12 protein-coding genes are annotated in these 14,407 nt (G+C 54.9%); 2 read left to right on the forward strand and 10 right to left on the reverse strand.

The features are described from left to right. Positions 1-153: 153 nt before the first annotated feature. Positions 154-477: an FtsB family cell division protein gene (locus tag CPA57_RS02110; protein ID WP_182081086.1), complete on the forward strand. Its 324-nt coding sequence runs from the start codon at positions 154-156 to the stop codon at positions 475-477. A gap of 102 nt (positions 478-579) precedes the next feature. Here the strand turns inward: CPA57_RS02110 and rpmG are convergent, their stop codons facing one another. From rpmG to CPA57_RS02135, 5 genes are all read right to left on the reverse strand, one after another. Continuing rightward, positions 580-747, reverse strand: a complete 168-nt coding sequence (rpmG, locus tag CPA57_RS02115; protein WP_043561310.1) for a 50S ribosomal protein L33 — start codon at positions 745-747, stop codon at positions 580-582. A 171-nt stretch (positions 748-918) separates the two neighbouring features. After that, entirely contained in the window at positions 919-2,163 is a 1,245-nt protein-coding gene (locus tag CPA57_RS02120) for a hypothetical protein (RefSeq protein WP_182081088.1), read from the reverse strand. Between the two features lie 137 nt (positions 2,164-2,300). Continuing rightward, positions 2,301-2,864 (reverse strand): CDP-diacylglycerol--glycerol-3-phosphate 3-phosphatidyltransferase, encoded by a 564-nt coding sequence (gene pgsA, locus CPA57_RS02125; RefSeq protein ID WP_182081090.1) that lies wholly within the window; start codon positions 2,862-2,864, stop codon positions 2,301-2,303. A gap of 44 nt (positions 2,865-2,908) precedes the next feature. Beyond that, positions 2,909-4,786: an excinuclease ABC subunit UvrC gene (uvrC, locus tag CPA57_RS02130; RefSeq protein WP_182081092.1), complete on the reverse strand. Its 1,878-nt coding sequence runs from the start codon at positions 4,784-4,786 to the stop codon at positions 2,909-2,911. A gap of 306 nt (positions 4,787-5,092) precedes the next feature. Continuing rightward, positions 5,093-6,121: a dipeptidase gene (locus CPA57_RS02135; RefSeq protein ID WP_182081094.1), complete on the reverse strand. Its 1,029-nt coding sequence runs from the start codon at positions 6,119-6,121 to the stop codon at positions 5,093-5,095. 100 nt (positions 6,122-6,221) lie between these two features. On the opposite strand from CPA57_RS02135, the gene CPA57_RS02140 reads away from it, so the two are divergent. Next, positions 6,222-7,016 carry an exodeoxyribonuclease III gene (locus CPA57_RS02140; RefSeq protein WP_182081096.1) on the forward strand — a complete coding sequence of 265 codons (795 nt, stop codon included), beginning with the start codon at positions 6,222-6,224 and terminating at the stop codon, positions 7,014-7,016. A gap of 77 nt (positions 7,017-7,093) precedes the next feature. Here the strand turns inward: CPA57_RS02140 and CPA57_RS02145 are convergent, their stop codons facing one another. The 5 genes from CPA57_RS02145 to hemN all read right to left on the reverse strand — a co-directional run bounded on the left by CPA57_RS02145 (position 7,094) and on the right by hemN (position 14,321). Continuing rightward, positions 7,094-7,798, reverse strand: a complete 705-nt coding sequence (locus CPA57_RS02145) for a response regulator transcription factor (protein ID WP_182081098.1) — start codon at positions 7,796-7,798, stop codon at positions 7,094-7,096. Between the two features lie 120 nt (positions 7,799-7,918). Then, a complete protein-coding gene (locus CPA57_RS02150; RefSeq protein ID WP_182081100.1) occupies positions 7,919-9,772 on the reverse strand; it encodes a cation:proton antiporter in 1,854 nt (617 codons plus the stop codon). A 154-nt stretch (positions 9,773-9,926) separates the two neighbouring features. Continuing rightward, on the reverse strand, positions 9,927-11,240 hold the full coding sequence (locus tag CPA57_RS02155) for an RsmB/NOP family class I SAM-dependent RNA methyltransferase (RefSeq protein WP_182081102.1): 1,314 nt from the start codon (positions 11,238-11,240) through the stop codon (positions 9,927-9,929). A 60-nt stretch (positions 11,241-11,300) separates the two neighbouring features. Beyond that, a complete protein-coding gene (gene guaB, locus CPA57_RS02160) occupies positions 11,301-12,785 on the reverse strand; it encodes an IMP dehydrogenase (RefSeq protein ID WP_182081104.1) in 1,485 nt (494 codons plus the stop codon). Positions 12,786-12,932: 147 nt separating this feature from the next. Further along, the gene (hemN, locus tag CPA57_RS02165) at positions 12,933-14,321 is read right to left on the reverse strand and encodes an oxygen-independent coproporphyrinogen III oxidase (RefSeq protein WP_182081106.1); all 1,389 of its coding nucleotides are present in this window, start codon (positions 14,319-14,321) and stop codon (positions 12,933-12,935) included. Between the last annotated feature and the right edge of the window lie 86 nt (positions 14,322-14,407).

Raw genomic sequence — 14,407 nt, forward strand, 5'->3', positions numbered from 1 at the left:
CCCCGTCTGTTTTCCAGATGGGGGCTTTTTTCATGCTCTTTTTCTGGATTTTATCGCTAACAGACCAAACACATAACTTGCCTCTACGACTGAACCGCCTATAAATGATAGTCCAATTCGACTGAATACCCATCATAACCGAGGAGCCACTGCATGATCGCTCTGCTACGGCGTGGAGTTGGTGCCGTATTTGCCCCGCTCCTCTTCCTGCTGCTGACAATCTATTTTGGCTGGAATGCACTACATGGCAATCTTGGTATTGAAGCCTACCAGCAGCAAAAGAAACTTCAGCTAGAAGCACAATCTGCTTTGGCAGATGCTCATAAGGAGCAGGACATATGGCGCCGACGCGTCACAGCCCTAAATGAAAAAGCCTTGGACCCGGATATGCTGGATGAGCGAAGCCGTATGATGCTCAATAGTAGCCGGAAAGGCGATCTGGTCATTCCCTATGGTGAGAAAAACTCTCTCTACTGAGGGAAGGCAACCTCTCCTTCTTCCATGCTAATTCTGCCTAACGAGACATAAAAAAAAGCGGCCCAGAGGGCCGCCTTTCTTGTTCATCAGATGACCTGATGATTACTTGATCTTTGCCTCACGGAAGACAACGTGCTTACGCACGACCGGGTCATACTTGCGTACTTCCATCTTCCCTGTTGCCGTACGAGCATTCTTCTTCGTGACATAGAAATAACCCGTATCTGCAGAAGAAACGAGACGGATCATGATTACGTTTGTTTTGGCCATATTACCCTCGGACTGCTGCCGCATGATGGGACGCTGCTTCATCAGTGTCGGAGCAGCACATCCCCTATACCTGAGCCGGACAATGATACCTTGAGCCTTTCAGGTCAAGTCCTTTCCGACTCAGGATACCTCATTGAGGCAGATTATGTTCGTTTTCTCGCAAGACTACTCTCATTTATCCCAGTCAAACTGGTACACGCCATCACTCTTATGAGCGTGTGAGGAACGTGCAGAGGCTTCAAGGCCCAGCGCATCCACAAACTCACCATTACGTTTCCGGTGTGTATGGTGCCGCTCCTTCTTAACATGCGCTTCCACAGGCCGCTCAGACGTCTTGTGGTGCCGCCCAGACACTGCCACAGCCTCATGGTCCCGAGCCTGTTGCTTATGATGCGGTTTATGAATGTGAGCTGACTCCGCCACAGGCTGAGCAGCGTCAACAGCCACCCTGTTATATCTGTGCCGGGGCGCAGCTTCAGGCGTAGCAGGTTGCTGCGGAGGCGGCGCAGCCACAACCGGTGCTTTAGGCACAGGCGGTGGTATTACGACATGAGCCTCAGGCTGCGGCGGGCGCGGCTGTACTGCCCTAACGGGCGGTGCCTCATGTACGGGGCGTTGCTGCACTTCATGCCGGACCTCAGCCTTCGGCTGGGGAGGTGGTACTTCCCTAACAGGTGGAACCTCATGATGCACAAGGCGTTGCGGCTCTGGTAGCTTCTCGACCTTCGGTTGCGGATGAGGAGCCTCTGTAACAACCTGTTCCCTCTGGGGAGGAGAAGGCGGTATCGTCACCGGTGTTTTTTCAGTTTCTGCCTGCGCCTCCGGCGTCTGTTCATCAGAAGAACGGACATGCCCGAAGGTTCTAACATTTTGATACAAAGATGCCTTGCCCGCACTGACGATCTTAACGCTACCATCAGGGGCAATAAGCGTATCGGTTCCATCGCCATTAGGGATGGTAACGACACCCTTGTTTGCGGGTTCCATATAAGGAGGCGCATTATCCTTCACATGGGAAGGAATAGGTTGACCGATAGGCATCACATCCCGGCCAGAACCATACCGCTTGCCAACGTCCTCCCCGACACTCATGCCCTGCCCGTCATTCAGCTGCTGGCGCAAATCGGCATCAAGCTGCGGGCGGGCCTTCTGCCATTTCGCAACAAAATGAGCATCAGACCGGCTAACATCCTGAAGGCTGGGCACAGGCTCCGGCTGCCCCGGCCAGACATCACCTTCTTCAGGCAGGAGAGGCATCGTACTGGTTGCCTTCGCCCCCTGAATGCGCTGCGCTGTCTCACTGCGAGCATCAGGCGTATTCGGATTACCAAACGGGTTGATCGTATTGTGCAGATGCCTGTCCAGCCCCGTACAACTGACCGAGAAACTGGTACATCCCACCGCAAAGAAGGACATGACAGCGCCTGCCCTCTTTATTTTGCCTTCTCTGCTTTTCATTCCTCACCCTTTACAATCATCACAACCCGCCACCGAGAAAGCGTAACACGCCTTCTGCCATCATCTTCCAGAGCCTTCAGATACCTCACAGCATCCTACCTCCGTATTTGCGCTACGGTCGCTCTGAGATACTCCGTCCCCGTCAGGAGTGTCGGAATAACGGACAGCCAGAGCAACGCAGCCCCAATCACACCGAAACACCATGTTACGTCATGAAAAGAGCTAGAATCCCCCTGCCCCAGAATAAGAAACCCTATTGCCACCATCTGCACGCCTGTTTTCCATTTAGCCAGACGAGTGGAAGGGATCATTTCATTCCGGGAAGCCATATATTCCCGCAAGCCGCTGATCATAATCTCCCGCAGCATGATGAGAATAGCCGCATACAGCGAACAGAAGCGTAAGCCCCCCATTCCTGCAAGGGCTAGAAGAAGCCCCCCTACGAGAAGTTTATCCGCAATCGGATCCATCATCCGGCCGAGATCCGACGTCAGCCCCTGCTTACGGGCAAGAGCGCCATCAAGATAGTCAGTCACACAGGCGCCCACATACAGCAGAAACGCCAGATCCGCCCATAGGCCGCCACCCGCCAGACACGCAATCAGCACTGGGATCACAAGTATACGGAACAGCGTGAGAAGGTTGGGAAGATTGATCACCTGATATCCCTAATGTGGAAAGCCATCCCCAACACAGTGCTCAGTCAGGGATTTTCGAGGACGTCACTCTGCTCTCTTACCCATTCTGGATGGAAATATCCATAAATGACCTGCGCCATTTCACGATTAATTCCTGGTACACGTTCCAGCTCTTCCAGAGCCGCCTGCCCAACCTGCCGAACAGAACCGAAACGGGTCAGCAATGCCTTCTTACGGGCAGGCCCAACACCAGGAATTTCATCAAGCCCAGAACGGGTCAATGCTCTAGAGCGTCCCGCCCTGTGTGTCGTGATAACAAAACGATGCACCTCATCTCGCAACCTCTGGAGATAGTACAGAACAGCATCATTGACAGGTAGCTGAAATGGCTCTTTCCCCTCTACAAAAAACCATTCCCGCCCTGCGTTGCGATCCACCCCTTTGGCAATACCGACAACCGGAATGGAGGACAGCCCTCGCTCGGCTAGAATCTCCCGCACGACTCGCACCTGCCCCTTGCCACCGTCAATCAGCAGAAGGTCTGGCCAGCTTTCGCTTCCTGCATCATCAGGAGTCAACTGGGCAAAGCGGCGGGTCATGACTTCCTTCATCATGCCGAAATCATCCCCCGGAGCCACCGGCCCACGGATGGAAAACTTTCTGTAAGCCCGCTTCACAAAACCTTCTGGCCCGCCAACCACCATGGCCCCATAAGGAGCCTGCCCCATAAGATGGGAGTTGTCGTAAACTTCAATGCGTTTCGGTGGTGCAGGCAAGTCGAACAGATCAGCAACTTTTTCCAACAGGACCGCCTGCCCAGCAGTTTCAGCTAGACGACGTTCCAGAGCTTCACGGGCATTGAGAATGGCATGATCCAACACCGCCTTCTTTTCTCCCCGCTGCGGCTGAAGCAACTGTACCTTCTGCCCCCGTTGCAGGCTCAGGGCCTCAGTAAGCAGGGGTTGCTCGGAAGGTTCACTATTCGTCATTATCTGCAAAGGAGGCTGCTTATCCTCGTAAAACTGAAGCAGAAATGCCGCCAGAACATCCGCTGCTGATGCATCTGCCTCGTGCCGGGGATAGAACGCCCTGTTCCCGTTATTACGCCCCCCACGAATGAAGAAGACCTGTATGCAGCTCTGCCCCGCTTGCTGCCAGAGTGCCACCACGTCCGCTTCCTGAATACTGATAGGGTTTATCGCCCCTGAAGCCCGAAGATTAGCAAACCCTCGGATACGGTCCCGGATGAGTGCTGCCCGCTCAAAAGCCAATTCTTCGGAGGCCTTTTCCATCTCTATGGTCAAACGCTGCTGTAACTCCCGTCCGCCACCACTCAGGAATTCCCTCGTCTGCTCCACAAGTGCCTGATATTCCGATGGGCTGATACGGTCCACACAGGGGGCAGAACAGCGTTTGATCTGGTGCAGCAAACAAGGCCGTGTGCGGGATTCGAAAACACTGTCTGTGCAAGTCCGCAACATGAAAGCCCGCTGGATGACCTGAATCGTCTGGTCCACAGCCCGAGATGATGCAAATGGCCCCCAGTATGTCGCCCCTTTAACCGGTTTCCCCCGTTGGCGCATCAAACGAGGGAAAGCGTGATCCCCGCTCAATAGGAGCCACGGATAGCTCTTATCGTCCCGCAGAAGGATATTGAAGCGGGGCTTCATCCGCTTGATGTAATTAGCCTCTAGCAGCAGCGCCTCGGCTTCGGTCCGAGTGACGACGATCTCCATGTTGACGGTCAAAGACACCATGAACCGCAAACGCTCTGGCAGGCGGGCAAGCTGCGTATAGGAGGTAACACGCTTCTTCAGGTTCAGAGCCTTGCCGACGTAAAGCACCTCGTCTTTTGCGCTCAACATCCGGTACACGCCGGGGCTTTCGGGAATCGTCTTAAGAGCCTTCCGAATCGCAGCAACGCCGTGAGGTGTATCAGCCATTTTTCTTGGTTTTCCGCCAGTTTCTCGTGATTATGACAGTCCCTTTACACTCATCCACCATTCCTGTGGACAAAGCTGTGAATACTCCAAGGGTAAAAGCACACAGCATAGGGTTTCTCTTCTTTTTTCATAGATTGCCTATTTTTTGAGCAAAGAATATAACAATATGAAAAATAACGATTTATGTGAGATTTTATTCCCTCCTTCCTCCCTTCCTTGCCCCCTACCAACCGAGTTGGCTGTCAATCCCGTTTATGAAAAAATTACCACGTAAAAAATACGCTAAATCCTTCCCAAAATGGAAAATCATGTTTGACATTCTAATATTTTTTCTTCTGCCTTTTCCAAAAGTCTCAGCATATTACCCCCACAGACTGCCCGAATTTCATGCTCATCCAGCCCTGTCTGCTCTAATGCCTTGAGTAGATGGTGGGTCTCACTCGCATCCTGCCAGCCTTCTATCCCGCCCCCGCCATCAAAGTCGGACGAAATCCCTACATGTTCGATACCAATCCTACGGGCGACATACAGCACATGCTCCACAAAGTCCCTCAGTGTACCGCCACCGCCTCGCCGCAGAAACGGCCCCATAGCCGTGATCTGGATCAGACCACCACTTGCCTTCAAGGCATCAAGTTGCCCGTCATCCAGATTGCGAGGATGGTCACACAAAGCCCGCACACAAGAGTGGCTAGCAAAGACCGGCACTGTGGATGTCTCCACCGCCTGCATCATGGTCTTGCGGGACGCATGAGACACATCAACCAACACGCCATGACGGTTCATCTCACCGATGACCTCTCGCCCCAAGGCCGACAACCCGCCATGGGCTTCTTCCGGCCCTTGTCGAACCACCGCTGAATCCGCCAGCAGATTATGGCCGTTGTGGGTCAGGGTCATGTAACGCACACCGTACCTACGAGCGAGATGACCAATTCGGGCCGGGTCATCCGCCAGTGGGTACCCATTCTCCATGACCGGAACTAACGCCACTTTCCCGGCCTCTGCCGCCTGACGTACATCTCGTGCTGTTCGACATAGGGCGGCCCTACCGGATACATGCAACGCCACCATCTCCTCCATGGCGTCCAGCATGGCCCCAGCCCGCCGCCAGGCTGCTTCATGCCCGACATCATCAAGAGCAGCCTGTGGAGTGTAAGCGGCCAGACAGGCTGCCCCTAGTCCCCCAACCTCTGCCTTAGGAATGGTAAAACGGCGTTCTGCTTCCCTTAGGGCAATGTCCGCCTGATCCCGCTTCTGCCAACAGGGAAGACCTTCCTCTGTCTTTTCTTCCCACGGGATATCAATATGACTGTCGATCATTAAAACGGACATATGCAGGGTCTTTCCTTATCTATTCCCTTCAGATTGGCGCAAAACCTGTCAATCGCAAGATCTCCCTTGAAATTTCCAGCTCAAGAGGGGATCAGAAGACATGCGCCTTATTACATGGAATATCAATTCGCTCCGCCTCCGGCTGCCCTTGCTTCAACGTCTGATCGAAGAGCAGTCCCCTGATGTCATCTGCCTGCAAGAGACCAAGGTCCCGGACCCGCTCTACCCACAAGATGCTCTGGCAGAACTAGGTTTCCCTCACCAGCTTTATCGTGGGATGAAGAGTTACAACGGGGTCACCATTCTCTCCCGCACACCGCTGGAACCTGTTACCGACACGCCAGACTGGTGCGGCAAAACAGATTGCCGCCATGTGGCTGCAAATGTTCAGACAGACTCCGGCCCGGTGACCCTTCATAACTTTTATGTTCCTGCTGGGGGGGACATTCCTGATCCGCAAGAAAATCAGAAATTCGCCCATAAGCTTGCCTTCCTCGAGGAAGCAACGGACTGGTTCACGACCAACCCGCCCAAGCGGAGCATCCTAGTCGGCGATCTCAACATCGCCCCATTGGAACATGATGTCTGGAACCACCGCCAGCTTCTAAAAATCGTCAGCCATACCCCACCAGAAACAACACGGCTGACCCATTGGCTCAATACCGGATTCGAAGACGCTATGCGGAAGGCGATTCCGGAACCTGAAAAACTCTTCACATGGTGGTCATACCGCAACCGGGATTGGAAAAAATCCAATAGAGGCCGCCGCCTGGATCATATCTGGACAACGCCGGATATTCTGCCCAGCCTAAAGAGCATCAATGTTCTCAGCCCCGTTCGGGACTGGACCTCCCCCTCCGATCATGTCCCTGTCCTGATGGATATCTCCCTCTAACCCGCTAGGCGGGCTCACAACAAAAAAAGGCTGGCAGCCTCCTTGTCAGCCTTTTTTGCCTATTCTGTTCTCGAAAATTAGAGGTCAGGATTGAGGCAGTAACCGCCGCCTTCCGTTAGCAGAATCCCCGCCCGCCCATGATCAGGCTCGATCTTCTGACGAAGACGGTAAATATGCGTCTCCAGCGTGTGTGTGGTTACCGAAGCATGATAGCCCCAGACCTCATGCAGCAATACATCCCGCTCTACCGGCTGCCCGCCAGCACGATAGAGATATTTCAGAATGGCCGTTTCTTTTTCCGTCAGATGAATCCGCTGACCCTTTTTCTGGTCTAGCAACTGCTTTCTGGCCGGATGGAACACATAAGGGCCGATATCGAAAACGACATCCTCACTATTCTCGAACAGACGCAGCTGTGCACGCAAGCGAGCCTTCAACTCACCCATGCGGAATGGCTTGGCAACATAATCATTCGCCCCGGCATCCAGCCCACGAATCACATCATCCTCATCATGAGAGCCAGTCATCATGACGATAGGGATGTGAATCCCCTTCTCCCGTAGTTCTGCACAGAAATCCCGCCCGTCACCATCAGGCAGGTTCACATCCAGTAGAAGAATATCCGTTCGTCCACCCGAAGGGCGGCTTATCACACCCCGTGCTGCGGCAAGAGTGGCGGCCTGTTCAACCCGGTACGCTCCATCTTCCCCCAGCTGTTCTGCTAGCAAAAGACGCAAGGCATCATCATCGTCAACAATCAGTATTGAGTGATGAGCATTCATGTTTCGAAAATCCCGTTCGTAGTGCCCTAAAATTCCCCCCCATACGCCCATGTAGACTGGACAGACAGAGGGACTGTCTTTCTAAAACGGCACTACACTACCCCGAATAGCGGCCGAGCACTACGTCCCTGCACGCAGTTCTGCTTCCTCTTTTTTTGCATCCGTCTCTACCTCACGGGTCTCCGGTGCTTTCATCGACACGACGATATCCCCCATAACCGGCATGGTCCATGCCCGATCTTCTGCCGAGCGAATGAAGATACCCGTCCCCCGGCGGATGATCAGCAGATCCAGCCGGTTCTCCTCTTTCCCAAACAGGTCTACCGTAGCATCCGTCACGCTCTGGCTGACAAAACGCCACCCACGGCTAAACAGCGTATCAAAGAAAGTGTAGTTCCAACCCGGTTCCCCCAGCACCTTGCCACGAGCATCACGGGAGAGGCCACGGTACAAGTCCAACCGGGCCACACCGGGGCTGACCTGATAGACCCGTTCCCGCCCCATATGCGGTGCCATATGGCCGCAAACCATACCATTATAAATGGCATCCCCTGTCGTAGCGACCAGATAATCGGCGGGGCGTTCTTCCAACGCTTCCTGCCCAGCGGTTGAAAGCAATTCCGCCTTAAGCACCGGTACTCCACGGCGGGCAGCAGGCATGAGTTCCTGCGCTGTAGTATCCACCAACAGCACGGGCACCTTTTCATCATTCAGGCAGGCAGCCAGATCGGTTGACCACGCATTACCGCCCAGAATGACCAATGCGGGCTCGTTGGATAATGTCAGATGCAGGCGGCGAGCAAGCGGACCGAGCGAGAAGCCATGACAGATCATCGTCACGGCGATCACGCAGAACACGGCTGGCATGACAAGATCCGCCGAGGCATAGCCCGCCTCCGATAGCTTGATACCAGCAGCACCAGCCACGGCCGCCGCAACAATCCCCCGGGGAGCAATCCACCCAACGAAGATCCGTTCCTGCCAGCTTATACTCGTCCCCAGCGTAGCCAGAAAAATGCAGAGCGGGCGAACCACAAACAGCACAACGAGCGTCAACAGTAGAATGGGAATGGACAGTCTGGCCAGCACGGCCCGGTGCAAATCGGCTGTCAGCAAGATGAACAAAACAGAGACCATCAGGACAACAAGGGATTCCTTGGTCCGTTTCAGCTCATTCAGGCCGGGAATGTGCAGATTGGTCAACATCATGCCGAACACGGTCACGGCAATCAGTCCGGCTCCCTCCATCGCCAACGTGCAGGCTTCGAAAATGACCAGAGCCAATGTGACCATAATGGGAACCTTCAAAAGTTCCGGCATCAGGTCCCGCGTAAAGAGGTAGCGCATCAGATAAGCGGGCAGAATCCCCGCTGCTACGGAGATCGCCCCCGCCACCAGCATATCCGGCAAGGTATGGACAAAAAACAGCTGCTTGTGCAGGTCGACATGCAGAAGCATGACCTGCATCACCACAGCAGCCAGAATAGCCCCTACTGGGTCATTAACAATGGCCTCCCACCGCAGGAAAGCGGCCACACGGGGCTGGAGCTTAGCACTTCGCAACAGAGGCAGAATGACTGTCGGCCCCGTTACCACAATAATAGCCCCGAAAAGGAAAGACGTTCCCCATTCCAGATGGGCGACATAATGAGCGGCCAGTGCCCCTAATATCCAGTTGATAGGCAGGGCCACCATTGTCAGGCGGGCCACGCCCTGCCCTGCCTCCCGCAGCTGCCGAATATCCAGCACCATCCCGCCTTCAAAAACGATCAGGGCCACCAGCATATTCACCAAGGGACGGAACGCATGGCCTAGTACTTCTGAAGGATGGAGCCACCCCAGCACGGGGCCAAAAAGCAACCCCATGGCAAAAAGCAGCACAATAGCTGGCAAGCGTAAACGCCACGCAACCCACTGCGCCAGCATCCCGGCCCCGAATGTCAGCACCACCCAAAAAAGAACGTCATAGGCCATAGGGGGTATATTTCCTCCAGTCAGACAGAACCGCCCGCCCCCTACAAGACGGGCAGGAAGGGCACCATCCGATAGTAGTCATTTTAATGACAGAGGCACAAATCTGCGGTACTGCCAAACTACAAACTGGATAATCCGGCCCCTCTACATAGGGTCAAACCGCCGCTGCCTTCTCCATAGTCGCCACGAAGAAGCCATCTGTTCCAAAACCATGCGGTGTCAGAGAGAAAAGGGCCTCATTACGCAGGGCTTCCGGCAAGAGGGCAGACCGTTTCTCGGCAGGCAGAAGGCTGTATTTCTCCTGCCTTTTCAGAAAAGCTTCAATCTGTTTCTGGTTCTCGACACCCAGCAAAGAGCAGGTCGCATAAACCAGCTTCCCACCCGGGCGAACGAGACGGGCCGCAATATCAAGAATGGCAGCCTGTTTGACACAAAGCTCCTTGATGTCCTCTTCCGTTAAACGCAAGCGGGCATCGGGATTGCGCCGCCATGTGCCTGTGCCGGAACAAGGTGCATCAACCAGAACCGTATCAAACTGCCCCTCTCGCCGCTTTGCCCATTTGTCACCTTCGCTCAACAGATGACGGGTTACGTTATGCACACCCGCCCGGCGTAGGCGTTTTGTGGCACCATCCAACCGCACCCGGGAAACATCGCAAGCAACGATCTGCCCCTTATTTTCCATCGTCATGGCAAGGGCCAACGTCTTCCCAGCAGCACCGGCACAGTAATCGAGCAGCCTCTGCCCCGGTCCAGCATCTACGGCAGCGGCAATCAGCTGACTGCCTTCATCCTGAATCTCCACGATCCCTTCCCGGAATAAGGCCGCCGCTGTAACGGGCTGACGCCCTTCCAGACGGATGCCCCACGGAGAAAGAGCCGTTGGCTCACCATGAAACCCCTCCCGCTTGAGACGGCGCAGGGCTTCCTCCCTTGTGGCCTTGAGCAGATTCACCCGAAGATCCAACGAGGGAGCCCCCATAAGGGCACGCATTTCCTCTTCCAGTCGGTCCCCGAAATCTTCTTCTAGGTAAGGCTGTAGCCAATCGGGATATTCCAACCGGACTGGAAGAGACTGCTTTTCACTGCTAATCTCCTGCCCTTCCAGAGCCTCCAGCATGACCATCTCACGGTCACTCAATGGGGCGGGCGCATAACGCTCCCCATTAAACAGGGCCTGAATAGAAGAAAGAGGCTGCCCGACAAAATGCAGCATGGCTGCACAAAGCAGCCTCGGGGAAATATCTTCATCCCGATAGCGTAGGTCTGCCCGCAGATGCCAATGCAACCGCCGCCATGCCCGCAGAACATCCCACGCAAGCGTAGAAATAGCTCTACGATCTCCACCGCCAATATAGCGGCGTTCACGGAAGAAATTGTTAGCTACGGCATCAGCCGGGCGGTGCGGTGCGTTCTGGATCGCACAAAGCAGATCAATCGCACCAGAAAGACGAGCAGCGGGGGTCATGGCCCCCGCCTACTCTGTTTCCTTCCATCAGGAAAGAAAAAAATTACCTTTTAAAGCCAATTAAAGCCGATAGTTCGGTGCTTCACGCGTGATAGTCACGTCATGCACGTGGCTTTCCCGCAAGCCTGCATTAGTAATTTTGCGGAAGCGAGCCCGGGCCTGAAGGTCTGTAATCGTGGCAGAGCCCGTATAGCCCATGCCTGCCCGCAGACCACCAACCAGCTGATGCACCACGGCAGCCATTGGCCCCTTATATGGCACCTGCCCTTCAATTCCTTCCGGCACCAACTTCAACGTATCCCGCACTTCACCCTGGAAGTAGCGATCCGCTGAACCACGGGCCATAGCCCCCATGGAACCCATGCCACGATAAGCTTTGTAGGTCCGCCCCTGATACAGGAAGCTCTCACCGGGGCTTTCTTCACACCCTGCCAGCATAGAGCCAACCATCACGACATCCGCACCGGCACCAATGGCCTTGACGATATCACCTGATGTCCGGATGCCACCATCGGCAATAGCCGGGATATCCAACTCATGACACGCAGCAGCCGTTTCCAGAACAGCGGAGAACTGCGGCACGCCAACACCGGCTACAACACGGGTCGTGCAAATGGAGCCCGGACCAATGCCGATCTTCACGCAGTCTGCACCGGACTTGATCAAGGCTCTGGCGGCTTCTGGTGTGGCCACGTTACCGGCTATCAACTGCACATCGGCATATTTATCACGCAGGCGAGCCACGGTCTCCAATACGCCACGGGAATGACCATGCGCTGTATCGACCACCAGCACATCCACGCCTGCCTCAACAAGCGCAGCCCCACGGCGAAGACCATCTTCGCCAACACCAATAGCCGCAGCACACAGCAGGCGGCCTTCTGCGTCCTTCACGGCCAGCGGGTGGGTCGTAGCCTTGTCCATATCCTTGACGGTAATAAGGCCGATGCAGCGTTCTGCATCATCCACGACCAGCAGCTTCTCAATCCGATGATCATGCAACAGCTGGCGGGCCTGCTCGGCAGAGGCACCATGCTTGACCGTGACCAGCCCTTTATGCGTCATCAGGTCCCGCACACGGGTGCTTTTATCTTCGGTAAAACGCATGTCACGGTTGGTCAGAATACCAACCAGCTTGCCATCTTTCTCCACGACAGGAAGGCCGGAAATACCATGACGAGCCATGATTTCATGAACATCGCTCAGTGTCTGGTCTGGGCCCACCGTGACAGGGTTCACCACCATACCAGCTTCAAAACGCTTCACACGGCGAACCTGCTCGGCCTGCCCTTCCAGCGTCAGATTTTTATGGATGACGCCCATGCCGCCCTGCTGCGCCATGGAGATAGCCATTTCTTCTTCCGTCACCGTGTCCATAGCGGAAGAAAGCAGCGGGATGTTCAGTTCCAGCTTGCGGGTAAGGCGTGTCTTCGTGCTGACCTGACCAGGAAGAACAGATGATTCGACCGGTTCGATCAATACATCATCAAACGCCAGAGCATCACGCACACGGCTGTAAAGTTTATCGTTAAAAGAATCTGTCATGATGCCCACGCCCCCAATCGTGCGTCCTGTTCGATACAACTAGGTCAGCTTATCACCACTAAAAGGGTCATTAAGCTGTTGGCAGGGTCTCATAACGCACTATCTGGCCATAGGCAAAGGAAAACGGCCTACCATTGGTCATCATCCTCACAGAGATGAGGAAAAACGGGGCGTCGGCTTGCCATCTGCCGCTGCGGCCAGCTCTTTGCGCCGCATATCAAACACAGCCGCCAAATGGCGCAGGAATGGCTTGCCCTTTTCTGTCAGGCTCACCCGGTTCCCTTCCCAATGAATCAACCCATCTTCCTCAAAAGAGGACAGAGCCGCCAGTTCCTCAACAAACGCCTCATGCAGGCTCTGACCCTCCGGGATATAGGGCGTCAGGTCCACGGCGGAGAGACACATGATGGTCTCAATCACTTTCCCCCGCCAGCGGTCTTCTTCCGTACGGAAAACACCACGGGCTATGGGCAAGCCATCATGTTCTTCCAACGCCCGGATATAGGCCGCCGTGGAAGGGATGTTCTGATAGAATCCATCAGGCGTCATGGAGATGGCGGATGCGCCCATTCCTAACAGAACAGGCGATGAATCGATCGTGTATCCCTGAAAATTTCGATGTAGCGTACCCGCCTCATAGGCATGGGTCATAGCGTCGCCGGGGTGAGCGTAATGGTCCAATCCGATGGGCTTATAACCTTCCTCAACCAAAACCCGGTCAATCATATCCGCCTGCTGCAACCGCTCTTCGGAAGAAGGTAGGGAATCCTGCGGGATAAGCTGCTGGCGTTTCTGCTTCCACGGCACATGAGCATAGCCAAAAACAGCCAGACGGTCCGGCTTCATCCCGGCAACGCGACGGGCTGTATCCTGTACGCTCTCAACCGTCTGATAGGGTAGACCGTAGATCAGGTCGATATTTACCCCATTCACCCCCGCTGCACGGGCCTGCTGCACACAGGCCAAAGTCTGCTCGTAAGACTGCACACGCCCGCAAGTTTCCTGCACGGTACGGTCAAGGTCCTGCACACCGAAACTGATGCGATTGAAGCCAAGTTCAGCCAACAGGGGCAGCATACCTTCCGGCACATGCCGGGGGTCCATCTCCATGGCAACCTCGGCATCGTCAGCAAGTTGGAATTCTTCCCGGACAGCCGCCATCACCTTCCGCAGAGCCGATTCTGGCAAGGTTGTTGGTGTCCCCCCACCAAAATGAAGATGATGCACCACACGCCCCCGCCCGATCAACGCAACAAGACGGCGCAGCTCATTGAGAAGCAGCTCGCCATAGGCTGCACGCCCTTCCTCCTGCCGCATCACCGCCGTGTTGCAAGCACAGAAACGGCACAGCTCATCACAGAAAGGAACATGGAAATAGAGAGAAACGGACTGCCCAGCCGGTAAGGCCTTCAGCCAGCCCGCCACATCCTGCGGTCCAATCGCCTCGGAAAAACTGACCGCCGTTGGGTAGCTTGTATAGCGTGGTAGGTTGCCGCCATAGCGGGCGATCAGATCAGAAGAAATTGTTGCAGCCACAGTTCCACCATATTCCGGCTCTGGTCAGGGATGGTCCTGCTTACAGCGATGTGCTCCGTCACGCAAATCGGCAGCTAGCCAACACG

This window comes from Bombella favorum, from assembly GCF_014048475.1.
Taxonomy (GTDB): Bacteria; Pseudomonadota; Alphaproteobacteria; order Acetobacterales; family Acetobacteraceae; genus Bombella; species Bombella favorum.